The organism is Pseudomonas sp. FW305-3-2-15-C-LB1, assembly GCF_058787615.1.
Genome location: NZ_JBYSZX010000009.1, coordinates 164,940 through 186,815, shown reverse-complemented (window position 1 = coordinate 186,815; position 21,876 = coordinate 164,940). Strand labels below are relative to the sequence as shown.

Below are 21,876 nucleotides of genomic sequence, written 5' to 3'. Positions count from 1 at the left end.
GCAAGCCCCCTCCCACAGTTGATCTCTATTGTCTGGGCTGGATCATCTGGTGCAGCACCGCGCAGTCCGATGCATGCCAATCCGCCAACTCCGGCCACGGGTTCTCCGGCAGATTCACCAACACCGTTCGCGTCCCCGCTGCCCGGCCGCAGTCCAGGTCAAAGCGGTAATCACCGACCATCACCATCTCGCTTGGCGCCACATCCCACGCCGCCGCGAGTTTCAGCAGGCCGTCCGGATCCGGCTTCGGTTGCGCATCGTCACGCCCCAGCACGTCCTCCATGGCAAAACAGTCCGCCAGGCCAATCGCGTCCAGGGTGATATGCGCCAACTCCCGCGCATTGCGCGTCAGGATGCCCAGGCGATAGCCACGCCCGGCCAGTTCGCGCACCAGTTCTACCGCGCCTTCGGCGGCCACCGACTCCAACGCCAGCTCACGCTCGTGCTCCAGCAACCAGGCATGCTTGGCCGCCGCAACCTCCTTCGGCAACGCCGCCAGGTGCGTGAGGATATCGTCTTCGGGTGGAATCTCCAGGGACACGCGAATGGCCGCGAAATCATGCACGGCCACCGTCAGGGTGCCGTCCATGTCGAACACCCAATGTTTAACCTCTGTCAGGCTCATGCCCAATCCTTGCGATGGCGAATCAGGCCTTCCTGGGTGACCGAGGCCACCAGTTGCCCGGCGCGGTTGTACACGCTGCCTCGGGAGAACCCCCTGGAATTGCCGGCCCACGGGCTGTCCATGGCGTAGAGCAACCAGTCATCGGCACGCAGGTCGGCGTGGAACCACAGCGCGTGATCGAGGCTGGCGACCTGCATGTCTTTCTGCCACACGGTTTTGCCGTGGGGCAGCAGCGAAGTGGTCAGCAGGCCGAAGTCCGAGGCGTAGGCCAGCAGGTATTTGTGCAGCGCCGGTGCATCGGCCAGGGCGCCGTCGGCGCGGAACCACACGTACTTGACCGGGTCGGACGGTTGCGGGTTGAACGGGTCTTTCTCGGTGACCGGGCGCACTTCGATCGGCTTGGGGCACAGCAGCTTGTCGCGCATGTGCTCGGGGAGCAGGTGCGCGCGTTGCTGGGTCAGTTCCAGCTCCGACGGCAGGTTTTCCGGGCCGACTACCACCGGCATGGTGCTCTGATGCGCAAAACCTTCTTCGTCATATTGGAAGGATGCACTGCAGGTGAAGATCGGGTGGCCCTTCTGGATCGCGGTCACGCGACGCGTGCTGAAACTGCCGCCATCCCGCACGCGGTCCACCGAGTACACCACCGGTAATTTCGCGTCGCCGGGGCGCAGGAAGTAACCGTGCAGCGAATGCACATGCCGCGCTTCTTCTACGGTCTGGCTGGCCGCCGACAGCGACTGGCCGAGCACCTGGCCGCCGAACAGTTGGCGAAAACCCAGGTCCTGGCTGCGGCCGCGAAAGAGGTTTTCCTCGATCGGCTCCAGGGTCAGCAGGTCCACCAGATCTTCCAATACTTGGCTCATAGAGCAACTCCTAAAATCTATCGGGCATTCCGGGCTGCCTATCCGTGCAGCGTGTCCAACCATTGGGCGCGGGTGATGCGGTACAAAACATGATGGCGCAGCGGGTCATCGGCTGCGACCTTGGGGTGTTCAAAATCTGCCTGGGGATCGTAATGCATACCGATGGCCTGCATGACTTTTTGTGATGGCAGATTGGATTCGGTGGTGAAGGCGACAATCTCGTCCAGGTTCAGACGATCAAAACCACAGCGCAATGCGGTCCACGCGGCCTCGCTGGCATAGCCCAGGCCCCAGTGTTCGCGAGCCAGGCGCCAGCCGATTTCCACCGCCGGGGTAAAGTCGGCATCGAAGCTGACATTCAGCAACCCGGTGAGACCGATGAATTCCCCCGTGTCCTTGCGTTGCAACGCCCACAGGCCAAAGCCGTATTCGGCGAAGTGGCCACGAATCCGCCCGATCAACGCGGCGCTTTCCAGGTGGCTCAGTGTGGCCGGGAAATAACGCATCACCTGCGGGTCGGCGCACATGCGCGCAAAGTCCGGCAGGTCGCTGTCGCGCCATTGGCGCAACAAAAGGCGTGCGCTTTCCAATTCGAGTATCGGCTCCATGGGTCCCCTCCCTTGCCATGTGCGTGAGTGTACAACGCGGGTAAGATGCGTCGCAGGTTCCCGTCAGAAAATCCCATGCCTCTGCCATTGATCTACCACGATGACTACAGCCCCGAGTTCCCGGCGGACCACCGGTTCCCCATGGACAAGTTCCGCCTGCTGCGCGACCACCTGGTGTCCACCGGACTGACCGAGGACAGCCAACTGCTGCGCCCGCAGCTGTGCCCGCCAGAGATTCTGGCCCTGGCCCATGACGCTGGGTATATCGAACGCTACATGGGCGGCGAGTTGTCCCGCGAGGACCAACGTCGCCTCGGCCTGCCCTGGAACGAAGCCCTGGCCCGGCGCACCGTGCGCGCGGTCGGTGGCTCCATCCTGGCAGCGGAGCAAGCACTGGAACACGGCCTGGCCTGCCACCTTGCAGGCGGCACCCACCACGCTCACTACGATTACCCGGCGGGCTTCTGCATCTTCAATGACCTGGCGGTGATCAGCCATTACCTGCTGGCCAGTGGCCGGGTCAACCGCGTGCTGATCTTCGATTGCGACGTGCACCAGGGCGATGGCACGGCACGCATCCTCCACGACACGCCAGACGCCATCACCGTGTCGCTGCACTGCGAAAAGAACTTCCCCGCGCGCAAGGCCCAGAGTGACTGGGACATCCCTCTGCCGATGGGCATGGGCGACGCCGACTACCTCAAGGTGGTGGACGACGCGCTCAACTACCTGCTGCCGCTCTACCAGCCGGACCTGGTGCTGTACGACGCCGGCGTCGATGTGCACAAGGACGACGCCCTCGGTTGCCTCAAGCTGACAGACCAAGGCGTCGCCGCCCGCGATGAAAGCGTGATGCGCCATTGCCTGGGCCGCGACATCCCGGTGATGGGCGTGATCGGCGGCGGCTACAGCAAGGACCGCCCGGCCCTGGCCCGCCGCCACGGTATTCTGCACCACAGTGCGCAACGGGTATGGACGTCATCAGGTTGTCACTGAACTGTGGGCGTTACCCACAATGCCTGTGGAACCACCTGTGGATAACTTGAGTGTAAGCGTGTGAGAGCTACTAATCATAAGGCCTGTAGGAAGCTGTACGTTTTTTGATCAGGCGTTTTCACTCTCGTCGGGTAGAATGCTCGGCTAATTTATGCGAGCGCAGCCCATGCCCGATACCCCTCCCCCACACGTCATCATCATCGGCGGCGGCCCTGCCGGATTGACGGCCGCCGAAGTCCTGAGCCAGGCAGGCGTACGGGTGGACCTGTACGACGGCATGCCGTCCGTGGGGCGCAAGTTCCTGCTGGCCGGCGTGGGCGGCATGAACATCACCCACTCCGAGGCGTACCCGGCGTTTCTGTCGCGCTATGCCGAACGTGCGCCGCACATGGCGCCACTGCTGCGTAGTTTTGGGGCCGAGGCGTTGTGCGAGTGGATTCATGGCTTGGGGATCAAGACCTTTGTCGGCAGCTCGGGCCGAGTGTTTCCTACAGATATGAAAGCCGCCCCGCTGCTGCGCGCCTGGCTCAAGCGTCTGCGCGACCAGGGCGTGGTTATCCACACCCGGCATCGTTGGGTAGGCTGGAATGCCGAGGGCGACTTACTTATCCACAGCCCCGAAGGCGAAAAAACGGTCCGCAGCGATGCCGTGCTGCTGGCGCTGGGCGGCGGCAGCTGGTCGCGCCTGGGCTCGGACGGTGCGTGGCTCCCGTTGCTGGCGGATCGCGGCGTGCCCTGCGCCCCGCTGCAACCGAGCAACTGCGGTTTCGAGGTGTCGGCCTGGAGCGAATTGATGGTCAGCAAATTCGCTGGCGCGCCGTTGAAAAACGTCGCCATCGGGCTGGGGGACGACAAGCCTCGGCTGGGCGAATGCGTGATCACCGCTACCGGCATCGAAGGCAGCTTGATCTACGCGCTGGCCGCGCCGATTCGAGAAGCGATCAACCGCGACGGTGCGGCCACCGTGCATATCGACCTGTTGTCGAGCAAGCCGCTGGACAAGGTCCTGGCTGCCCTGGCCAAGCCGCGTGGTTCGCGCTCGATGAGCAAGCATCTGCACAGTCAATTGGGGTTGGATGGGGTGAAAGCCGCACTGCTGCGCGAGTGGGCGCCGGCTGACCACTTCAATAATCCGGCGCAGTTGGCGGTGGATATCAAGGCGCTGCCCTTGCTCCTGGTGAAGACCCGGCCCATGGATGAAGCGATCAGCACCGCAGGCGGCGTGCCGTTTGAGGCGCTGGATGAGCGCTTGATGCTCAAGCAGTTGCCGGGAGTGTTTTGTGCGGGGGAGATGCTGGATTGGGAAGCGCCGACCGGGGGGTATTTGCTGACGGGGTGTTTTGCCAGCGGCCGGGCGGCTGGGCGGGGGATGTTGGAGTGGCTCAATCGCTGAGATTGCGGTGAATTCAAAGCCGCCATCGGGGGCAAGCCCCCTCCCACATTTGACTGTATTCACAAATCAAAGTGTGGGAGGGGGCTTGCCCCCGATGAGGCCATCAGCCGCGCTGAAAAACTTACTTCTTCTTGCGCGGCCCGGTATTGAACACCGGCACCTTGCGCACCGGCTTGATCGAAGGCTCCGCCGGCGTCACTTCACCGCTGTCCACCCACTTGCCCAGGTTGCGCTTACCGCCACCACCGGACGTTTTAGGCTTCTTCGGTTTCTTCGGCTTCTTTACCACCTGCCCGCTGACGTCGGTGTCCGGCACGCGGTGCTCCGGTTCGAAGTCCGGCTCCATCTTGCGGGTCAAGGTCTGACGCGTGAGCATCTCGATGGCCGACAGCATGTTCACTTCATCGGCACACACCAGGGAAATCGCCTCACCGGTATTGCCCGCACGCCCGGTACGGCCGATTCGGTGGATGTAGTCTTCAGCCACGATCGGCAAGTCGAAGTTGACCACCAGCGGCAAGTCTTCGATGTCCAGGCCACGGGCTGCCACATCAGTGGCTACCAGGATCTGCACTTCACTGGATTTGAAACGGTCCAGCGCACGTTGGCGGGTCGCTTGAGGCTTGTCGCCATGGATGCCGTCGGCATTGATGCCCAGGCCCTGCAACTTATCCACCAGCGCATCCACGCCGTTACGGGTCTTGGCGAACACCAGCACCTGCTTCCAGCGGCCTTTGCGCATCAGGTGCACAAACAGCTCCGGCTTGCGCTTCTTGTCCACCGGCACGATCCACTGCTTCACGGTGTTGGCAGCAACGTTGCGCGGGCTGACTTCGATGCTCAGCGGGTCGTTGAGCATCTGCCCGGCCAGCAGGCGGATGTCATCGGAGAAGGTCGCGGAGAACAGCAGGGTCTGGCGCCTTTTCGGCAGCATGCGGTAGATGTTCGCCAGCTCTTCCGAGAAGCCCAGGTCGAGCATGCGGTCGGCTTCGTCGAGCACCAGGGTTTGCAGTTGGTTGAGCTTCAGCGCGTTCTGGCGGAACAGGTCGATCAGGCGACCGGGCGTGGCGACCAGAATGTCGACGCCCTTGCGCAGCTTCATCATCTGCGGGTTGATGCTCACGCCGCCGTACACCGCGTAGGTGGTGAGTGGCAGGTGTTGGGCGTACTCGGCGACGCTGGCGTGCACCTGCTCGGCCAGCTCGCGGGTCGGGCACAGGATCAGCGCACGCGCCGAGTTGGCGGCGACTTTCGGCCCTTCCATCGTCAGCAGTTGCAGGAGCGGCAGGGCGAAACCGGCGGTCTTGCCGGTGCCGGTCTGGGCCGCGGCCATCAGGTCGCGACCGGCCAGCACTGCCGGAATGGCTTGCGCCTGCACCGGCGTCGGGGTCTGGTAGCCAAGCGTCTCAAGGGCGCGCAGCAAAGGTTCGATCAGGCCAAGGGTGGCGAAAGTCATGTGTTTACCGTAGGAAAAATTCAGCGCAAGGTCGCAATGCGCCGCAGTTTACCTTATTTCCGGCTTGGGCTTGCGCCACTGGGGCAGGCTGATCAGCAGGACGGCGCTAATGATCACCAGCATCGCCAGGGCTTCTTCCAGCCCGATGGTCTCGCCCACGAATACAATCCCCAGCAATACCGCCACCGCCGGGTTGACGTAGGCATAGCTGGTCGCCGCCGCCGGGCGTACGTGCTTGAGCAGGTACATGTAGGCATTGAAGGCGATGATCGAGCCGAATACCGTCAGATAGGCCAGGGCCAGCCAGCCTTCCAGCGGCGGCGCGGCCTGCAGGCGTTCACCGGATAGCGCGCTGACGAACAACAGCGCCACACCGGCGACCAGCATCTCCGCAGCACTGGCCATCGCGCCCTGGGGCAACGGCAATTGCCGGCTCCACACCGAACCAAACGCCCAGGAAGCCGCCGCCACCAACAGCAACACAGCACCCATCGGGCTCGACTGCAACGTGCTGCCCATATTGAGCATGGCGATGCCGATGATCCCCAGAATCACCCCCGCCCACTCCAAGCGAGTGTTGCGCGCGCCCCAGAAATACCCACACAGCAAGGTGAACAACGGCACCGTCGCCACGGCCAGCGCCGCCACGCCGGAAGACACCCCCATGTGTTCCGCCACGCTGACACCGCCGTTGCCCACGGTGAGCAGCAAAAGACCAATCATCCCGGCTGCTTTCCACTGCGGCCACGTCGGCGCCGGCACCCCACGCCAGCGCAGGAAGCCATACATCAACGCCCCCGCCGTGCAAAACCGAATCCCCGCCAGCAACAACGGCGGCCAGTACTCAACGCCGATGCGAATCACCAGATAGGTGGACCCCCAGATCACATACAGCGCAAAAAAAGCGGCGATCAACGGTAAGGGAAAGCGACGTGGGCCAGGCATTGGGCAGCTCTATGGCAGGAGATGGGAGGCTTATTCTAAAAAGACAGGTCGTTAAACATAAGTTACAAAACCTGTTTAAAACGCCGTTACACTTTTCAAAGCATGGTTGTGAAGGCTATAAACCGTGCTTTCGAAAGTCACGCGTAACCGGAGCCTTATCATGGACAAATACGACCGCATGCTCCTCAGCGCCCTGCTCGAAGACGGCCGCGCGTCCTACGCGCAACTGGCCCGCACGGTAAACCTCTCCGCCCCTGCCGTGGCCGAGCGCGTGGCCAAATTGGAGGCCAGCGGGGTGATCACCGGGTATCAGGCCAAGGTGGATTTATCCAAGGTGGGGTTGCCGATCCAGTGCGTGATTGAACTGCGGTTGACCAATCATGGCAGTCAGAAGGTGTACGACGCGCTGGCGGAAATTCCCGAGCTGACAGAATGCCATCGGGTGACCGGCGACCCGTGCGTGATCATGCAGGCGGCGGTGGGGTCGATGCCGGAGTTGGAGAATTTGATCAACCGGATCGCGAAGTTCGGGTTCAGCAAGACCTCGATTATTTTGTCGAGTGCGATAGAGAGGCGGGTGCCGTTGGGGCAGTTGGAGGGCAATGGGAAAAATGGTGGCTGAACCGCCGCCATCGCAGGCAAGCCAGCTCCCACAGTTGAAATGCATTCCAACGGCGGGAGCTGGCTTGCCTGCGATGACGTCAGTTGCATCAAAGCAGACTTGAGCGCTCAACAATCAAATCGACAATCTGCTTGATCGTGGTGATGTGATCCCAATCCGCCTGAGTGGCTTGCAGATTGAATTGCCACTTGATCTGCATGACGAAGCAGGTCAGGTCGTCATCAATAATCTTGAAGTCGCGGATGAAATCCGTTTGTTCCGTCACCTGGCTTCGGTCGATGAAGCCAATGATGTCGACGAACAGTTGAATCACCTTTTCGCTGATCTCGGCCCTGGTCAGATTACCGTCCATTTCTTGCCTCATAGGCACACTTACCAATACTGATTAAATCAAAGACGGCCAGTCCTGCAGCAACGAAGGGAATACCTCGCCCGATAATGCCAAATACCCGGACTGTGCCAAACGTTGCCTTGGCCATCCTAGCCATTGTGGGCTGCCTGATTAGCGTGCGAGGGAAAAAGCGCATGCCAATGAGGCTAGCCAGGTTTGTCGTTTTGCTTGAACCCACGTGAACCCAAGTACCCACGGCTATTTTGCTGATTGGTATGCCTGCCGACGCGGTGACAAATGTTGCTGCCGTCAACCCATAGTGCTCCTGAGTGCATTTCCAGAGGTCCTCAGCCGTGGTGTTTGGACCCGTCGAATCGGCATAAATGGGTTTAAGCAGGTGATAACTGCCGCCGCTGCTAATACCTGGGGAGTTCGGCAGTGCCATGACCGCAGGACAGCTTGTCATCGAGTTACCCAAATGAAACGCCAGGCTAGAGGTTGAGCCTAGATCAATACGATTTAACCCGAGTTCGAGGTGACTTCTCATGATCGCTGTATGAAGATCGCTTTCCCGCATGCCTGTAATCCCTGTACGTAAATGGCAGGCGGGATGGTAGGTCGCAAAAAGAGGTGGTAGGCGAATGAAGCGGAAAAACAGAAGGGTCCTACGCAGCACTAGGATTCTGCCTACTGACCATTCAGAAACCCGCCTTCAAAAGCCAGGTTTTCAATGGCCAGCAAGACCCATCTCTTTCATTTGAAGGACGTTTCCGAGAGAATCCGACGGCCTTGTTTCCGTCGGATCAGGTAGCTAGTCTCGCTGCTTCATCGAATGTTCGGTGAACGGACGTGCAAGTCCGACGGCAAGCAGAATCCACAAATAAACCTACAGCTTAATGCCCAGCTTGATGCTTGGCGTTCGCCCGTTATGGCGGCTGTGCGTGGGAGACCTTCGGGTCTGCTGGGTTTAGCTCCTTGCCCCGGTCTTGCACACCTACGTACAGTTGCCACCCTCATTCGCGTGCAAGCGAAGGGTGTCGACTTCTTCCCAGCAAGGAGTGTTCACCATGGTCAAAGTAACCCCCGACCCACCATGCTTCCTCAGCGAAGACGCCCTGCTCAACCGCCGCGCCATCGACTACTACCTCAAAGCGTCCGCCCCGGATGCGCCCACCTTCACCCCGAACGACAACCTGAGTTTCGAAGAGGCCCTGGCCCATGCGGCAGATTTGCTGCATTGCGCGGTGGAGACGGCGCACGCGTCGAGTGAAGCGATGAAGGCGCAACAGCGGGCCGTGATGCATTTAGTGGAGATGGCCAAGGGTGTAGTGGATCGGGCGTTGGCCTGTGTGCAGCCTCGCTAAACACCGCAGAACCCATGTGGGAGGGGGCTTGCCCCCTCCCACATGTTGAGTTTCACATTCAGAGCCCAGTGTTCTGGAGCGTGTGGCGAGGTCAGAACCCGCGATGCTTCTTCAAGTGCTCATTGATCTTCGCCGCCGGCACTTTCTGCAAGGTGCACAGCAGGTCGTGGGACAGTTCGCGCAAGCCGTGGGTACGGCGCAGCTCCTGGGCCAGGTGCGCCGTGAGGTTGGCCGCCATCTCCGCATCCGCCAGCGCGCGGTGAGCCTGGCCGGTGTGGGGCAGTTGAGCGAAGGCGTTCAACGTGCCGAGCTTATGGTTTGGCGCCGACGGCATCAGGCGTCGCGCCAATAACAGAGAACACGCAAACTTCTGCAAACGCGTGCGGCGGATCAAGCCCAATTCGTAATCCCAGAACTTCTGGTCGAACGCAGCGTTGTGCGCCATCAGCGGCGTAGTCCCGACGAACTCATTGACCTCGTTCATCACCCGCTCCGCCGGCGGCGCGCTGCGCAGCATGGCGTTGCTGATGCCGGTGAGTTGTTCGATAAACGCCGGCACGTGCACGCCGGTTTTCATCAGGCTCTGGTAGCGGTCCACGATCTGGCCACGCTCAAGGATGACCACCGCGATTTCCGTGGCCCGGCAACGGCTGCTCGGGGTGATGCCGGTGGTTTCAAAGTCGATGACCGCTATACGTTCCAAACCTGTTCCAACTCCATCTGAAGATCTATTTAAGCAACAAAGCGCCTTCGATCGGCACGTAGCGGCTGGCGGCGCGTATCAATGAATTGGCCGTCAGCCCCGGTACGCCATAGGCCACGGCCTCGACGCCATGCTTGTGGATAACCCGGTCGAGCAGCATGTCGAAATCACCGTCGCCGGAGGCCAGCACAATTTCATCGACGTGGTCGGCGGCGTCCATGATGTCGAGGGTGATGCCCACGTCCCAGTCGCCCTTGGCCGAGCCGTCGCTGCGCTGGATGTAGGGCTTGAGTTTTACCGTGAAGCCCAGGTTGCGCAGGATCTGCTGGAATTGCTGCTGCTTGCTGTCGCCACGGTCGATGGCATAGGCGTACGCCTCGACGATCTGCCCGCGCGCGCTGATGTCAGCCCACAGCGCGGCGTAGTTGAAGTGGCAACCATAGGCCTGGCGGACGGTGTAGTAGAGGTTTTGCACATCGGCGAACACTGCAATTTTCTTCACCGCACTTCCTCATGACAGCCAGGCGCCAGGGCCCGGAAAGGGTGCAAGTATGCCAGCCGCGAGAGGGTTGCCGGGAAAAATCAGACCGGGGCGACGCAGCGCCCCGGGCCAAGGTAGGTCAGACGAAGGAATCGTCGTCGCCGAAGGAGGAAGAATCGTCGGAATAATCGCTGTCGGCAAAGCTGTCCGAATTGTTGCTGCCCCAGCTGTCGTTGCCGGCGTACTTCTGGTCATCATTGCCCCAGTTGCCGTTGTCACTGGCAGGCGCTGGCTCCTCACGAATAATTTCTTCCACGACTTGCGGCTGTTGCGAATTGTGGTTGAACAGGCTGCTGATGCCTTCGGCCAGCAATACACCACCGGCCACGCCGGCTGCGGTTTTCATCGCGCCGCCGAGGAAACCGCTACCCACCGGAGCGGCTGGAGCAGGCTGTTGATAATTCTGCTGCGGGGCAGGTTGGCTGAACCCAGGCCGCGCCGGTTCGCGCCAGCCGCCACCAGAAGAAGGCGGTGCACTTTGAGCCGGCTGCTGATCACGGGAACCACCGCCGCCAAAGATGCTCGACAGGAAACCGCCGCTGCTCGCCGGAGCAGGCTGCGCGGATTTGGCCCTCTGCAGTTCATCCTGCAATTGCTGGATCTGCTGCGCCTGCTGCTTGTTCTGCGCGTCGAGGCTCTTGAGCGCATGTTCCTGCACCAGGATCGACTGGGTCATGTAGTACCCGGCCGCCGGTTGGCGCGTCATGTGCTCCTTGATCCGCGCTTCGGCCTGGGCGTCGCGGGGGGCTGAGTCCGTTTCGGCTTGTTGCAACCGTGAAAACAGTCCATCGATCAGGGTTTGCTCTTCGCTGTTCATGGCGACCTCGTTAGATTGCCGGTAGAAATCGTGGTGTGCCTGTCATCAGGCGCCGCTCTAGTTATGGGGGTGTTACGAGTTGTTTCAATGGTCTTTACTCAAGGTTTACGTTTGCTCACCGCCGGTGATGATCGGTTAAAGTGTTGCCCTTGCTTTCAGGCCTGCGATGAACTTGATGAATCCGTTAGACGTGCTGCGCGACTCTTTCCGTTTCACCCAACGCAACTTGGGCGCCATCGTCCAGTTGTGCTTGCCGTTGGTGATTTTCGAAGCCCTGCTGCAACAGGTGCTGAATCACGTGGTGGGCGAGGATGCATTCCCCGGCTACAGCGTGGTGGTGGGGTTGCTGGTGTACCCGCTGTACACCGGGGCCTTGATCCTGTTTCTGGATGCCCGCACCCGTGGCGAATCGCCGCGCACCAAGGATGTCTGGGCCATGGCCTTGACCCTGTGGCCGCGCTTTGCCCTGCTGACGGCCATGAGCACGCTGCTGATCCTGCTGGGGCTGTCGCTGTATTTCCTGCCGGGCCTGTGGCTGATGGTGGTGCTGGCGTTTGCCGAGTACCTGCTGGTGCTGCGCGGCATGCCAGCGCTGGAGGCGATGAAGGAAAGTTTCCGCCTGAGCCGTGGGCATTTCTGGAGGATCCTGGTGTGCCTGCTGTGTGTGATGACGCCGTTGTGGCTGCTCAAGGGCGCCAGCGTAGCGGCCTACCCCGCGCCCGCGCCGCTGCTGGGCCTGTTACTGGACAGCGCCCACAGCTTCCTGCAGCTGTTTACCAGCGTGGTACTGTTCCGTTTATTCATGCTGATCGGTGGCGATGCCGACGCGCGGTGATATGCTCCGTGCCACTTCTGAAACGCTATAAGCCGAGCCGATGACCCGTTTATTGCGCATCACCTTGCTGAGCCTGCTGATCATCGCGGGGCTGTTTGCAGCCATGGTCTACAGCCTGACCTGGCGTCCCGAGCCCAAGGAAACCCTGCCGGTGAGTTGCGTTGCGCCGCGTGCGCCCACGCTGCTGCCGGGGCAGGCGCTCAAGGTCATGACCTGGAACGTGCAATACCTGGCCGGCAAGAACTACGTGTTCTGGTACGACACGGCCGATGGCAGCGGCCCGGATGATCGGCCTACCGTGGAAGACATGGCCGCCAGCCTTGACGAAGTGGCGCGGGTGATCCGCGACGAACAACCCGACATCCTGCTCTTGCAGGAGCTCGACGAAAAAGCCAAGCCTTCCCACTATCAGGACCAACTGGCCCTGCTGCAGGAACGCCTGGTCGACCTGTACCCATGCAGCGCCCAGGCCTTCGACTGGAAAGCCGACTTCGTGCCCGATTGGCATATCTTCGGCAGCGTCGGCCGCAAGCTCGCGACACTCAGCCGCTATCAGATCGAACACGCCGAACGCCTGCAATTGCCGGCGTCCGAGGCCAACATCCTCAGCCGCCAGTTCCAGCCCAAGCCGGCCTTGCTGCTGACTTACCTGCCCCTGAGCGACGGCGGCCAACTGGCGGTGCTCAACACGCGCCTGGACGGTGACGCCCCAGGGCGCAGCGCGGTATTGGAACAAGTACAGACCACGGTCAAGCTGCTGGATAAATTCGAAGGGCGCGGCACGCCCTGGCTGATCGGCGGGGATTTCAACCTGCTGCCCCTGGGCCAATTCCTGCGCCTGGACGCCGGCAAGCGCGGGCAGTATTCGCCGGACAGCGAGCTGCATCTGCTGTGGGACAAATACCCGATGGTCCCGAGCAACAGCCAATCCAGCGGCATCGACCGTGAGAAGTGGCTGACGCACTTCCCTAACGACCCAAGCGTGGACGGGCCGGACCGCACGCTGGATTACCTGTTCTACAGCCCACGGATCAAGCGGGTCGAGGCGAAAGTGCGGCAGGAAGACACCTTGCGGATATCCAACCACCTGCCGGTGATCGCCCGGTTCCTGCTACCGGCCGCGCCATAACCAACACCACAAACCCATGTGGGAGGGGACTTGCCCCCGATTACAGTGTGCCAGCCAATACCTCTCTAGCTGACAGACCGCTATCGGGGGCAAGCCCCCTCCCACATTTGGACCCTGTGGTGTTACGACTTGCGGGGTTTGATCCGCGCTGTTGCCTCGGCCACCAACGGATCATCCGGCCAGTAATGCTTGGGATAGCGCCCCTTCAGATCCTTCTTCACCTCGGCGTAGGTGCTGCGCCAGAAGTTCGCCAGATCCTGGGTGACCTGCACCGGCCGTCGCGCCGGGGACAGCAGGTGCAGCTTCACCACCTGGCGCCCACCGGCAATGCGCGGGGTGTCGGCCAGCCCGAACAACTCCTGCAAGCGCACCGCGAGGATCGGTGGCTGTTCGCTGTAGTCCAGCCGCACCGACGAGCCCGACGGCACTTTCACATGCTGCGGCGCCAGTTCATCGAGACGCTGGGGCAGCGGCCACGGCAGCAGGTTGTGCAGGAAACTGGAGATATCCAGGTTGGCGAAATGGCTCAGGCGCGACACTTTGCCCAGGTAGGGCATCAGCCAGTGTTCGAGGCTGGCGAGCAAGGCACTGTCGCTGATATCCGGCCATTCACTGGTTTTGCCGGCGTCAAGGTGACGCAGCAGCATGACGCGGGCCTGCCATTGGCGCAGTTCCGGCGTCCACGGCAGCAGTTCCAGGCCTTTGCGACGCACCAGGTTGACCAGTGCCTGACTGCGCGCGGACTCATCGAGGCCGGTGAGGGGTTCGCGGCTGAGCACTAACTCACCAACTTTGCGTTGGCGCTCGGCGCGCAGCACGCCTTCACGCTCGTCCCAGTCGAGTTGATCGACGCTGCGCACTTGTTCGGCAAGCACCGTGTCGAACAGCGCCGGGTCAAAATCCGCCGCCAGGTAGATGCGCTCTTCACGCTGGCCCTGGCGGCTGCCCAGGTCGGCGATGACCAGCCAGGGTTGTTTCATCAGGCTATCGGCCTCGGCGAACAGCGCCGCGCGGCCGTTGGCCAGGCGGTACTCGGCACCGCCCGGGCGACGTTGCTGGGCAACGCGGTCCGGGTAGGCCAGTGCCAGCAAGGCGCCGAGCCAGCGCGGATGATCGGGGTCGGCCACTGCTTGAGTCGCCTGCCCTCTTAAATAGCCGCGGTATTGCCGGGCCAACTGCCTGGCCCGTTGCACGCCGCCTTGCGTACCGCGCGAGCGCTCTTCACCGGACAGCAGCGCCAAGCGACTGTGCAAGTCCGCACCGCTGCCGCGCAAGATATCGCGCTCGCCCAACAGCGCGGCGACATCGCACGCGGTGCTTGCCAGCCCCAGGTCCTGCCCGCGCAACAGCAGATGGGCGATACGCGGGTGGGCCGGCAGTTCGGCCATTTTCTGGCCGTGGGCGGTGAGTGTGTCGTCATTCAACGCACCGAGGCGCACCAGCAAATCCTGGGCCTGGGCATACGCGGCGGTCGGCGGCACATCCAGCCACACCAATTGATTGGGTGTAACGCCCCAGCGCGCCAGCTGCAGGGCCAGGCCCGCCAGGTCGGCGGCGAGGATTTCCGCACTGCCGTAGGCAGCCAGGCCTTCATGCTGGTCTTCGGACCACAGGCGATAACACACGCCCGGCTCAAGGCGCCCTGCCCGACCGGCGCGCTGGGTGGCGCTGGCGCGGGAGATACGCTGGGTGTCGAGGCGAGTCATGCCGCTGCCCGGGTCGAAACGCGGTACGCGTGCCAGCCCGGCATCGATCACCACGCGCACGCCGTTGATGGTGAGGCTGGTCTCGGCAATGTTGGTCGCCAGCACGACTTTGCGTTTACCGGCGGGCGCCGGGTCGATGGCGGCGCGTTGAGCGTTGAGGTCCAACTCGCCATGCAGCGGACACAACAGCACATCGGGGCGCTCGCCGAGGACGTCGGCCAGTTGCTGGTGGACCCGACGAATTTCTGCCTGCCCTGGCAGGAAGACCAGCACGCTGCCGGTTTCGTCGTGCAGGGCTTCGAGGATGGTTTGCACCACCCGCGGTTCGATGAATTCACCGGGCTGATAAGGGCGGCCCCAGCGCATCTGCACCGGGAACATGCGGCCTTCACTGCGCAGGATCGGCGCGTCATCCAGCAGGCTGGCCAGACGCTCGCCTTCCAGAGTGGCGGACATCAGCAGGATCTTCAGCGGTTGCTCATCGCGAAACAGTTCGCGGCCGTTGAGGCTCAGGGCCAGCGCCAGGTCGGCGTCGAGGCTGCGCTCGTGGAACTCGTCGAAGATCAACAGGCCCACACCGTCCAGCGCCGGGTCGTCCTGCAGACGGCGGGTGAGGATGCCTTCGGTGACCACTTCGATGCGGGTGTCAGGGCCGACTTTGCTGTCCAGGCGGATGCGATAGCCGATCGTTTCGCCGACCTTTTCACCCAGCTCGCTGGCCAGGCGTTCGGCCGCGGCACGGGCGGCCAGGCGGCGGGGTTCGAGCATGAGGATGGTCTGTCCGGCCAGCCAGGGCTCGTTCAACAACGCCAAAGGCACACGGGTGGTTTTACCGGCGCCGGGCGGTGCTTCCAGCACGGCTTCATGGCGATTCGCCAAGGCGTCACGCAGTGCGGGTAAAACTTCATCGATCGGCAACGAATTCATACTGGCTCCAAAGCAGAGCGGCGAGTATAACGGCGAACTGCCGAATGCCGACGATGGTCTCAAGGCCATTGCTGTAAGGCCGTTGCTATATAGTCGCGTATCCACCGTGTTCAGGAGAGTCCCCATGCGTATCGCTTCCCGTGTCATCGGCGGTGTCCTCGCCGTCACCCTGCTGAGCCAACTCACCGCCTGCGGGTCGATTTTCTACCCCGACCGCCGTGGCCAGATCGACGGCAAGATCGACCCGACCATTGCCGTGCTCGACGCCGTGGGCCTGTTGTTCTATGTGATCCCCGGCCTGATCGCGTTCGGCGTGGACTTCGCCACCGGCGCCATCTATTTCGAACCGGGCAAGACTGCCCAGGTCGACCCGGCCAAACTCCACGACGCCATTGGCGCCGACGGCAAGGTCGACAATGCCAAGCTGCAAAGCATCATCCAGAAGGAAACCGGCCGCAGCCTGCCGCTGGACGACCCGCGCATGATCCAGTTCAAGGGCAGTGTGCAGCAACTCGCGTCCCTGGGCCTGCAACCCGCCGCATAAGGACCGTCCATGACCAGCAGTCCCGAACACGCCAGGCTCTTGCGCCTGGCCACCCGCGCTTCGGTGGGCGTGGCCTGTGCGCTGATTATCACCAAGGCCATCGCCTGGTGGCTCAGCGGCTCGGTGAGCATGCTCGCCGGCTTGACCGATTCGCTGTTGGACGGCGTGACCTCGCTGTTGAATTTGCTCGCGGTGCACTACGCCTTGCGCCCGGCCGATGACGATCACCGCTATGGGCATGGCAAGGCTGAGTCGCTGTCCGGCATGGCCCAGGCGCTATTCATCGGCGGCAGTGCGGTGTTGATCGCGTTCCAGGCCTACCAGCGCCTGCAACACCCGGAGCCGGTCGGCGCACCGTGGCTGAGCATTGGCGTGATTATGTTTTCCCTGGTCCTGACCGTGGCCTTGTTGATGCTGCAACACCGGGTGATCCGCGAAACCGGCTCCAACGCCGTGCGCGCCGACTCACTGCACTATCGCTCGGACCTGCTGCTCAACGGCAGCATCCTGGTGGCGCTGGTGCTGGCAGGGTTTGGCTACCACCAGGTGGACGCCTGGTTCGGCCTGGGCATTGCCGCCTATATCTTGTGGAGCGCGATCCAGATCGCCCGGGAAAGTTTTGCGGTACTGATGGACGAGGAGCTGCCGCCGGAGGTCAGCCAGCACATGCTGGAACTGGCCCGTGGTGTGCCCGGAGTGTTGGGCGCCCATGATTTGCGCACGCGGATTTCCGGCAGCCACTGGTTCGTACAGCTGCACCTGGAATTGCCGGGGGAATTGACGCTGTCAGTGGCCCACGGCATCAGCGACCAGGCCGCCGATGCCATTCACAAAGCCTACCCGCGTGCCGAAGTGCTGGTGCACGCCGACCCACGGGAAGTGGTCACGGGCAATAAACCCTAGTACTGCACCTGATAGCCGCGACTGCTCAGGCAGTTGCCCTGGGCCTGGCGATAGGTTTGCACCACTGCAGGGTCGGGGGCGTAGGTCACTTGCTGCGGGTCGAAACCGCTTTGCTGCACCGCCCAGCGATAGCAGTCATAACCGTCCTGCTGCACCTGGGCCGGCGACTGGCCGTTGGTGGGATATGCCACCACATCATAGCCATTGCCTTGCGGCGCGGGCGGCGGCGGCACCTGCGTCGGTGGTTGCACGACCACGTACTGCTGGGAGCTGCTTTCGTAGGTGTAATAGGCACCCGCGGCGAGGAAGAACAGCGCGCCACCCACCCACACTTCACGCGCGTAGTCCGGCAGGTAATGCACACGGATGCCGTACGGTGGCGTCACCACCACATAACGCGGGCCTTGCGGGCGATACCAATAGCCGCCGGAGTAGAAGTAATCCTGGCCACGGTAAGGCACACGGTAGTTGCGGTCGGGGAAACGGTCGATCACATAGCCCGGGCGATGTTGCGGGCCTGGGCCCCAGCCATTGCCGTGGCCGTCGGGGCGCCCTGGCCAGCGGTTGTCGCCGGGACGCGAGCCGGGGCCGCCGGCTTCCCAGTGTTGATTGCCGTCATTGCGGCGCGGGATGTCGCGGTAGTAGCCCTGACGGGGCTCCTGGGTCTGGCGCACGGTGTCGGGGCGGCCCTGGATCGGCAGGCTGTTCGACGGTTGTGGCGGTGGGGGTTGCACCGGCCGACCCTGCTCATTGCCCTGGGGACGTCCCTGCCATTGGCCGCCTCCGTTCTGGACGCCGCGATCAAAGTGCTGATTCTGCGGGCGCGGCTGATTGTTTTCCGGCCGTGGCGGGTTGCTCTGCGGGCGCGGCTGTTCATTGCCCCCTGGCCGTCCGCCCTCCGGCCCTCTTTCATGCTGACCACCGCCTTCACCACGCGGCCCGTTGTCACGTTCGTCGGCCACTGCCTGGGCGCCAACGGTGACCACCAGCAAACCTACACCTGCCATACGCCAGATGCGCTTCATGCTATTCCTCACTGCGGATTAGGGCCTGTCCATGAGACTGGAAAAGCCAGGCCCGGTTCTCGCACAGGTTATCAGCAGGCAAAAGAAAAGGGGTGACCCGTCGGCCACCCCTTGAGAACTTCGTCCTGGCTCAACGCTTTTGACGTTGGCTCACCTCACGCCGTCTTGTGGACAGTGTGCAGCCTGGAGGCCGGCTCAACCCTGCTGGGGTAGCGGCCGCAGCGAGCCTGATTGGGCGGGCTGCTGTGGACTGTTGTCCAGGCGGTGATTCTGTTGATAAAGATACCCGTAGGCGCCCGACAGATGATTGCGAAGATTGCGTCAATAAACAGTGCTTGCGCAATTTTTAACCCTTCATGGATAATTCGCCGCAATAGTTACGACAAAGGCCAACCCAATGAGCAAGCTTGACCGATACGACCTGAGTATTTTGGCGGAATTGCAGCGCGACGCGAGGATCTCCAACCAGGAGTTGGCCGAACGCATCGGCCTGTCGCCGTCGCCCTGCTCACGCCGGGTCAAGCAACTGGAGGATGACGGCTACATCGCCCGCCAGGTCGCGTTGCTCGACCGAAAGATGCTCGGCCTGAGCCTGACCGCCTACGTGCTGATCGGCATGGACCGCCACACCCCCGAGCGTTTCGAGAACTTCGAGGCGGCGATCCGCACCCTGCCCCAGGTGCTGGAATGCAGTTTGGTGACGGGGATGGATGCGGACTATCAGTTGAAGGTGGTGGTGCCGGACATGGACCACTACCAGAAATTGCTGCTGGGGCATTTGACCCGCATCGAAGGTGTGACCAGCGTGCGGTCGAGCTTTGTGCTCAATCAGGTATTGAACAGCACCGAACTGCCCCTGACCCACCTGCGCACTTAAGATCGGTGAAGGTCAAATGTGGGAGGGGGCTTGCCCCCGATGGCTGAGTGTCAGTCAGTTATTTATCAACTGAACCACCGCTATCGGGGGCAAGCCCCCTCCCACATTTGGATTGCACTTCGATCCAGGTCAATGTTGCGTCGGTAACGCTGCCGTATACTGCCCGCCTGCCCTGTCGGAAAAATCCCCCATGAACAACATCGACCCCGCCCTCTTCGAAGAATGGATGATGACCGGCCTGGTCACGATCCTGATCATTTTCATGGGTTTTATCGTCTGGGATCTGGCGAAGAAGTCCAAGGCCGGGCGCTTTGGCTCGTTCATTCTGTTCTTCGTGCTGGGCCTGGGCGTGGCCGCGTTCATCATCAAGAGCGTGGTGATCGGCCTGATCGAGTCCGGCGCGTTATAAGCGCGCCGGCACTTCCTTCCACTGGCCTTGGTCCAGGCCGTCGATCGACCAATCGCCAATCCGCACGCGCACCAGGCGCAAAGTAGGCAAACCGACAGCAGCGGTCATGCGCCGTACCTGTCGGTTGCGCCCCTCACGAATGACCAGTTCCAGCCAGTGCGTCGGGACGCTTTTGCGAAAGCGCACGGGCGGGTTGCGCGGCCACAGCTCGGGCTCATCCAACTGCCGAGCCTCGGCGGGCAGGGTCATGCCGTCGTTCAGTTCGACGCCTTTGCGCAGGCGTTGCAACTGTTCTTCGGTGGGTTCGCCTTCCACCTGCACCCAGTAGGTTTTCGCCAGCTTGTGTTTGGGATCGGCAATCCGTGCCTGCAACTGGCCGTCATTGGTCAGCAGCAGCAGGCCTTCGCTGTCACGGTCCAAACGGCCCGCCGGGTAGATGCCGGGAATATCGATGAAATCCTTGAGCGTCGCGCGGCCGCCTTCGTCGCTGAACTGGGTCAGCACATCGAACGGTTTATTGAACAGGATCAACTTCGGTTCGGCCGGAGGCGCCTTGGCGACACGCCGCGCAGCGGAATACGGGGGTTTCACGCCAGGGCGGCGCGAATCGGGACGGGTGGGACGGGACATGGCAAAGGAACATCTAACGGTCAGGACCGACAATGCTAGTGGCCTGACCGTTAAATGACCATCCCAACCGCTTAGCGGAACGGCGGCTCGTCGAAGCTGCGCAGTTTGCGCGAGTGCAGCGAGTTGAGTTCGGTGCGCAACAGGTCCACCGCCTCGATGCCGATCTTCAAGTGCTGGCTGACCGCACGCTCATAGAACGCGTTGGCCGAACCCGGCAGCTTGATTTCGCTGTGCAGCGGTTTGTCCGATACACACAACAAGGTGCCGTACGGCACCCGCAAGCGATAGCCTTGCGCGGCGATGGTGCCGCTCTCCATGTCCACGGCCACGGCGCGGGACAGGTTGATCAGTGGGCGTTCCTGGGCCCAGCGCAGTTCCCAGTTACGGTCGTCGTAGGTCAACACGGTGCCGGTACGCAGGCGTTTTTTCAGCTCTTCGCCTTTTTCGCCGGTAACGTTAGCCGCCGCTTGCTGCAACGCAAGCTGCACTTCAGCCAGCGCCGGGATCGGGATGTTCGGCGGCACCACGCGGTCGAGAATACCGTCGCGGCGCATGTAGGCGTGCGCCAGTACGTAGTCGCCGATGGTCTGGGATTGGCGCAGGCCGCCGCAGTGGCCGATCATCAGCCAGCAATGCGGACGCAGCACGGCCAAGTGGTCGGTGATGTTCTTGGCGTTGGACGGGCCGACGCCGATGTTCACCAGGGTCACGCCATGGCCATCAGTGGCCTGCAGGTGATAGGCCGGCATCTGGTAACGGTGCCACACCACACCGGCGGCAATTGCCGACGCCTCGCCGTGATCCATGCTCTTGTCGATCACCACGTTGCCCGGCAGCACCATGCGGATAAAGCGCGGGTCGCTGCGCAGTTGCTCCAGGCCATGCAGGATGAACTGGTCGACATACCGGTGGTAGTTGGTCAGCAGGATCCACGGCTGCACATGGCGCCAGTCGCTGCCGGTGTAATGCACCAGGCGGCGCAGGGAGAAGTCCACGCGTGCCGCATCGAACAGCGCCAGGGGGAGCGGGTCGGTGTTTTCCCAGTCGTACAAGCCATCGGCGATGCCATCGGTGGCGGCCGACAGGTCGGTGCTCGGGAATACGCGAGCCAAGGTCGCAGCGGTAACGCCGGAGCCGGCCAGTTCATCGCCCTGCTCCACCACGTAGGGGTACGGGATGTTCTGCTGGCTCACGCCGACTTCCACGGTCACGGTGAAGTCGTGCATCAGCGGCACCAGTTGCTCCAGCAGGTATTTACGGAACGCTGCAGGATGGGTGACGGTGACACTGTAGGTTCCTGGTAGTTGAACCTTGGCATACGCCCGGGTGGTCTGTGGGACTTCGCCGTGGCAGTGGTAAGTCAGGCGCAGTTCCGGGTAGCGAAACAGCGCACGTTGTGCGGCGTCGGGCTCGACGCGGTCTTTGAGGTATTGCTTGAGGGCTTGATTGAGCGCGCCAGTGGCACGCTCATGCAGGGCCGCCAGCCGGTCCACGGCTTCTTCAGCGGTTTGAACGACAACAAAAGCTTCGGTCACGGTAAGCATCCTGTGTTCTGACTTGCAGGCCTTTATCTTGCCTGTATCCCGGCCTCACCGAAACACCAGAGTTGGAATGCGGTAAATGT

24 protein-coding genes are annotated in these 21,876 nt (G+C 62.2%); 10 read left to right on the top strand and 14 right to left on the bottom strand.

What is annotated here, in order from left to right; all coding sequences use genetic code 11:
- Positions 1 to 25: 25 nt before the first annotated feature.
- From AC3WP7_RS19085 to AC3WP7_RS19075, 3 genes are read right to left on the bottom strand one after another with little or no spacing between them, the layout of a single operon-like run.
- Positions 26 to 625 (bottom strand): HAD family hydrolase, encoded by a 600-nt coding sequence (locus AC3WP7_RS19085; RefSeq protein WP_102592427.1) that lies wholly within the window; start codon positions 623 to 625, stop codon positions 26 to 28.
- Positions 622 to 1,491 carry an acyl-CoA thioesterase II gene (gene tesB, locus AC3WP7_RS19080; RefSeq protein WP_102592428.1) on the bottom strand — a complete coding sequence of 290 codons (870 nt, stop codon included), beginning with the start codon at positions 1,489 to 1,491 and terminating at the stop codon, positions 622 to 624. The genes AC3WP7_RS19085 and tesB overlap by 4 nt, the downstream gene beginning before the upstream one ends.
- A gap of 38 nt (positions 1,492 to 1,529) precedes the next feature.
- A complete protein-coding gene (locus AC3WP7_RS19075) occupies positions 1,530 to 2,099 on the bottom strand; it encodes a GNAT family N-acetyltransferase (RefSeq protein ID WP_071489928.1) in 570 nt (189 codons plus the stop codon).
- A 75-nt stretch (positions 2,100 to 2,174) separates the two neighbouring features.
- Between AC3WP7_RS19075 and AC3WP7_RS19070 the strand changes: the two genes are divergently transcribed.
- Entirely contained in the window at positions 2,175 to 3,095 is a 921-nt protein-coding gene (locus tag AC3WP7_RS19070; protein ID WP_102592429.1) for a histone deacetylase family protein, read from the top strand.
- Between the two features lie 166 nt (positions 3,096 to 3,261).
- Entirely contained in the window at positions 3,262 to 4,488 is a 1,227-nt protein-coding gene (locus AC3WP7_RS19065) for a TIGR03862 family flavoprotein (RefSeq protein WP_102592430.1), read from the top strand.
- Between the two features lie 121 nt (positions 4,489 to 4,609).
- On the opposite strand, the gene rhlE1 is transcribed toward AC3WP7_RS19065, so the two are convergent.
- On the bottom strand, positions 4,610 to 5,944 hold the full coding sequence (gene rhlE1 / locus AC3WP7_RS19060; protein WP_102592431.1) for an RNA helicase RhlE1: 1,335 nt from the start codon (positions 5,942 to 5,944) through the stop codon (positions 4,610 to 4,612).
- 48 nt (positions 5,945 to 5,992) lie between these two features.
- Positions 5,993 to 6,889 (bottom strand): drug/metabolite exporter YedA, encoded by an 897-nt coding sequence (gene yedA, locus AC3WP7_RS19055; protein ID WP_092248213.1) that lies wholly within the window; start codon positions 6,887 to 6,889, stop codon positions 5,993 to 5,995.
- A 160-nt stretch (positions 6,890 to 7,049) separates the two neighbouring features.
- Between yedA and AC3WP7_RS19050 the strand changes: the two genes are divergently transcribed.
- Complete coding sequence (locus tag AC3WP7_RS19050) at positions 7,050 to 7,511, top strand: Lrp/AsnC family transcriptional regulator (protein ID WP_058427742.1); 462 nt, start codon at positions 7,050 to 7,052, stop codon at positions 7,509 to 7,511.
- Positions 7,512 to 7,599: 88 nt separating this feature from the next.
- On the opposite strand, the gene AC3WP7_RS19045 is transcribed toward AC3WP7_RS19050, so the two are convergent.
- Together AC3WP7_RS19045 and AC3WP7_RS19040 are read right to left on the bottom strand one after the other, a co-directional pair.
- A complete protein-coding gene (locus AC3WP7_RS19045; RefSeq protein ID WP_093529665.1) occupies positions 7,600 to 7,863 on the bottom strand; it encodes an acyl carrier protein in 264 nt (87 codons plus the stop codon).
- Complete coding sequence (locus AC3WP7_RS19040) at positions 7,853 to 8,419, bottom strand: hypothetical protein (protein WP_093529663.1); 567 nt, start codon at positions 8,417 to 8,419, stop codon at positions 7,853 to 7,855. The genes AC3WP7_RS19045 and AC3WP7_RS19040 overlap by 11 nt, the downstream gene beginning before the upstream one ends.
- A gap of 490 nt (positions 8,420 to 8,909) precedes the next feature.
- On the opposite strand from AC3WP7_RS19040, the gene AC3WP7_RS19035 reads away from it, so the two are divergent.
- On the top strand, positions 8,910 to 9,206 hold the full coding sequence (locus AC3WP7_RS19035) for a DUF6124 family protein (RefSeq protein ID WP_093529661.1): 297 nt from the start codon (positions 8,910 to 8,912) through the stop codon (positions 9,204 to 9,206).
- Between the two features lie 91 nt (positions 9,207 to 9,297).
- Here the strand turns inward: AC3WP7_RS19035 and AC3WP7_RS19030 are convergent, their stop codons facing one another.
- From AC3WP7_RS19030 to AC3WP7_RS19020, 3 genes are all read right to left on the bottom strand, one after another.
- Positions 9,298 to 9,909 (bottom strand): 3'-5' exonuclease, encoded by a 612-nt coding sequence (locus AC3WP7_RS19030; RefSeq protein ID WP_092248204.1) that lies wholly within the window; start codon positions 9,907 to 9,909, stop codon positions 9,298 to 9,300.
- 25 nt (positions 9,910 to 9,934) lie between these two features.
- Positions 9,935 to 10,411 carry a LabA-like NYN domain-containing protein gene (locus AC3WP7_RS19025; protein ID WP_025858209.1) on the bottom strand — a complete coding sequence of 159 codons (477 nt, stop codon included), beginning with the start codon at positions 10,409 to 10,411 and terminating at the stop codon, positions 9,935 to 9,937.
- A gap of 118 nt (positions 10,412 to 10,529) precedes the next feature.
- A complete protein-coding gene (locus AC3WP7_RS19020) occupies positions 10,530 to 11,267 on the bottom strand; it encodes a DUF2076 domain-containing protein (protein WP_068932002.1) in 738 nt (245 codons plus the stop codon).
- A gap of 175 nt (positions 11,268 to 11,442) precedes the next feature.
- Between AC3WP7_RS19020 and AC3WP7_RS19015 the strand changes: the two genes are divergently transcribed.
- Both AC3WP7_RS19015 and AC3WP7_RS19010 read left to right on the top strand, forming a co-directional pair.
- Positions 11,443 to 12,102, top strand: coding sequence for a DUF7847 domain-containing protein (locus AC3WP7_RS19015; protein WP_093514403.1), 660 nt, complete (start codon positions 11,443 to 11,445; stop codon positions 12,100 to 12,102).
- A 40-nt stretch (positions 12,103 to 12,142) separates the two neighbouring features.
- A complete protein-coding gene (locus AC3WP7_RS19010; protein ID WP_102592432.1) occupies positions 12,143 to 13,231 on the top strand; it encodes an endonuclease/exonuclease/phosphatase family protein in 1,089 nt (362 codons plus the stop codon).
- Positions 13,232 to 13,353: 122 nt separating this feature from the next.
- Here the strand turns inward: AC3WP7_RS19010 and hrpB are convergent, their stop codons facing one another.
- Positions 13,354 to 15,864: an ATP-dependent helicase HrpB gene (hrpB, locus tag AC3WP7_RS19005; RefSeq protein ID WP_102592433.1), complete on the bottom strand. Its 2,511-nt coding sequence runs from the start codon at positions 15,862 to 15,864 to the stop codon at positions 13,354 to 13,356.
- A 124-nt stretch (positions 15,865 to 15,988) separates the two neighbouring features.
- Between hrpB and AC3WP7_RS19000 the strand changes: the two genes are divergently transcribed.
- Together AC3WP7_RS19000 and AC3WP7_RS18995 are read left to right on the top strand one after the other, a co-directional pair.
- Positions 15,989 to 16,408, top strand: coding sequence for a polyribonucleotide nucleotidyltransferase (locus AC3WP7_RS19000; RefSeq protein ID WP_071489917.1), 420 nt, complete (start codon positions 15,989 to 15,991; stop codon positions 16,406 to 16,408).
- Between the two features lie 9 nt (positions 16,409 to 16,417).
- Entirely contained in the window at positions 16,418 to 17,311 is an 894-nt protein-coding gene (locus AC3WP7_RS18995) for a cation diffusion facilitator family transporter (protein WP_102592434.1), read from the top strand.
- On the opposite strand, the gene AC3WP7_RS18990 is transcribed toward AC3WP7_RS18995, so the two are convergent.
- Complete coding sequence (locus tag AC3WP7_RS18990; RefSeq protein WP_102592435.1) at positions 17,308 to 18,336, bottom strand: DUF6515 family protein; 1,029 nt, start codon at positions 18,334 to 18,336, stop codon at positions 17,308 to 17,310. The genes AC3WP7_RS18995 and AC3WP7_RS18990 overlap by 4 nt on opposite strands.
- Positions 18,337 to 18,733: 397 nt before the next feature.
- Here AC3WP7_RS18990 and AC3WP7_RS18985 point away from each other — a divergent pair, with 397 nt between their 5' ends.
- Together AC3WP7_RS18985 and AC3WP7_RS18980 are read left to right on the top strand one after the other, a co-directional pair.
- Complete coding sequence (locus AC3WP7_RS18985) at positions 18,734 to 19,213, top strand: Lrp/AsnC family transcriptional regulator (RefSeq protein ID WP_003194418.1); 480 nt, start codon at positions 18,734 to 18,736, stop codon at positions 19,211 to 19,213.
- Positions 19,214 to 19,412: 199 nt separating this feature from the next.
- Complete coding sequence (locus tag AC3WP7_RS18980) at positions 19,413 to 19,622, top strand: DUF2788 domain-containing protein (RefSeq protein ID WP_025999909.1); 210 nt, start codon at positions 19,413 to 19,415, stop codon at positions 19,620 to 19,622.
- On the opposite strand, the gene AC3WP7_RS18975 is transcribed toward AC3WP7_RS18980, so the two are convergent.
- Together AC3WP7_RS18975 and amn are read right to left on the bottom strand one after the other, a co-directional pair.
- Positions 19,617 to 20,252 (bottom strand): pseudouridine synthase, encoded by a 636-nt coding sequence (locus tag AC3WP7_RS18975; RefSeq protein ID WP_071489914.1) that lies wholly within the window; start codon positions 20,250 to 20,252, stop codon positions 19,617 to 19,619. The two genes, AC3WP7_RS18980 and AC3WP7_RS18975, sit on opposite strands and share 6 nt — an antisense overlap.
- Before the next feature lie 71 nt (positions 20,253 to 20,323).
- A complete protein-coding gene (amn, locus tag AC3WP7_RS18970) occupies positions 20,324 to 21,796 on the bottom strand; it encodes an AMP nucleosidase (protein ID WP_172963337.1) in 1,473 nt (490 codons plus the stop codon).
- Positions 21,797 to 21,876: the final 80 nt, after the last annotated feature.

What these genes read in the sequence shown, in the direction of transcription:
- AC3WP7_RS19085 (WP_102592427.1), bottom strand. Translation starts at nt 625, where the DNA reads ATGAGCCTGACAGAGGTTAAACATTGGGTGTTCGACATGGACGGCACC.
- AC3WP7_RS19020 (WP_068932002.1), bottom strand. Translation starts at nt 11,267, where the DNA reads ATGAACAGCGAAGAGCAAACCCTGATCGATGGACTGTTTTCACGGTTG.
- AC3WP7_RS19065 (WP_102592430.1), top strand. Translation starts at nt 3,262, where the DNA reads ATGCCCGATACCCCTCCCCCACACGTCATCATCATCGGCGGCGGCCCT.
- AC3WP7_RS18995 (WP_102592434.1), top strand. Translation starts at nt 16,418, where the DNA reads ATGACCAGCAGTCCCGAACACGCCAGGCTCTTGCGCCTGGCCACCCGC.
- AC3WP7_RS19040 (WP_093529663.1), bottom strand. Translation starts at nt 8,419, where the DNA reads ATGCGGGAAAGCGATCTTCATACAGCGATCATGAGAAGTCACCTCGAA.
- yedA (WP_092248213.1), bottom strand. Translation starts at nt 6,889, where the DNA reads ATGCCTGGCCCACGTCGCTTTCCCTTACCGTTGATCGCCGCTTTTTTT.
- AC3WP7_RS18990 (WP_102592435.1), bottom strand. Translation starts at nt 18,336, where the DNA reads ATGAAGCGCATCTGGCGTATGGCAGGTGTAGGTTTGCTGGTGGTCACC.
- AC3WP7_RS19070 (WP_102592429.1), top strand. Translation starts at nt 2,175, where the DNA reads ATGCCTCTGCCATTGATCTACCACGATGACTACAGCCCCGAGTTCCCG.
- rhlE1 (WP_102592431.1), bottom strand. Translation starts at nt 5,944, where the DNA reads ATGACTTTCGCCACCCTTGGCCTGATCGAACCTTTGCTGCGCGCCCTT.
- tesB (WP_102592428.1), bottom strand. Translation starts at nt 1,491, where the DNA reads ATGAGCCAAGTATTGGAAGATCTGGTGGACCTGCTGACCCTGGAGCCG.
- AC3WP7_RS18975 (WP_071489914.1), bottom strand. Translation starts at nt 20,252, where the DNA reads ATGTCCCGTCCCACCCGTCCCGATTCGCGCCGCCCTGGCGTGAAACCC.
- AC3WP7_RS19050 (WP_058427742.1), top strand. Translation starts at nt 7,050, where the DNA reads ATGGACAAATACGACCGCATGCTCCTCAGCGCCCTGCTCGAAGACGGC.
- AC3WP7_RS19000 (WP_071489917.1), top strand. Translation starts at nt 15,989, where the DNA reads ATGCGTATCGCTTCCCGTGTCATCGGCGGTGTCCTCGCCGTCACCCTG.
- AC3WP7_RS19010 (WP_102592432.1), top strand. Translation starts at nt 12,143, where the DNA reads ATGACCCGTTTATTGCGCATCACCTTGCTGAGCCTGCTGATCATCGCG.
- AC3WP7_RS19045 (WP_093529665.1), bottom strand. Translation starts at nt 7,863, where the DNA reads ATGGACGGTAATCTGACCAGGGCCGAGATCAGCGAAAAGGTGATTCAA.
- AC3WP7_RS19015 (WP_093514403.1), top strand. Translation starts at nt 11,443, where the DNA reads ATGAATCCGTTAGACGTGCTGCGCGACTCTTTCCGTTTCACCCAACGC.
- amn (WP_172963337.1), bottom strand. Translation starts at nt 21,796, where the DNA reads ATGCTTACCGTGACCGAAGCTTTTGTTGTCGTTCAAACCGCTGAAGAA.
- AC3WP7_RS18985 (WP_003194418.1), top strand. Translation starts at nt 18,734, where the DNA reads ATGAGCAAGCTTGACCGATACGACCTGAGTATTTTGGCGGAATTGCAG.
- hrpB (WP_102592433.1), bottom strand. Translation starts at nt 15,864, where the DNA reads ATGAATTCGTTGCCGATCGATGAAGTTTTACCCGCACTGCGTGACGCC.
- AC3WP7_RS19035 (WP_093529661.1), top strand. Translation starts at nt 8,910, where the DNA reads ATGGTCAAAGTAACCCCCGACCCACCATGCTTCCTCAGCGAAGACGCC.
- AC3WP7_RS19075 (WP_071489928.1), bottom strand. Translation starts at nt 2,099, where the DNA reads ATGGAGCCGATACTCGAATTGGAAAGCGCACGCCTTTTGTTGCGCCAA.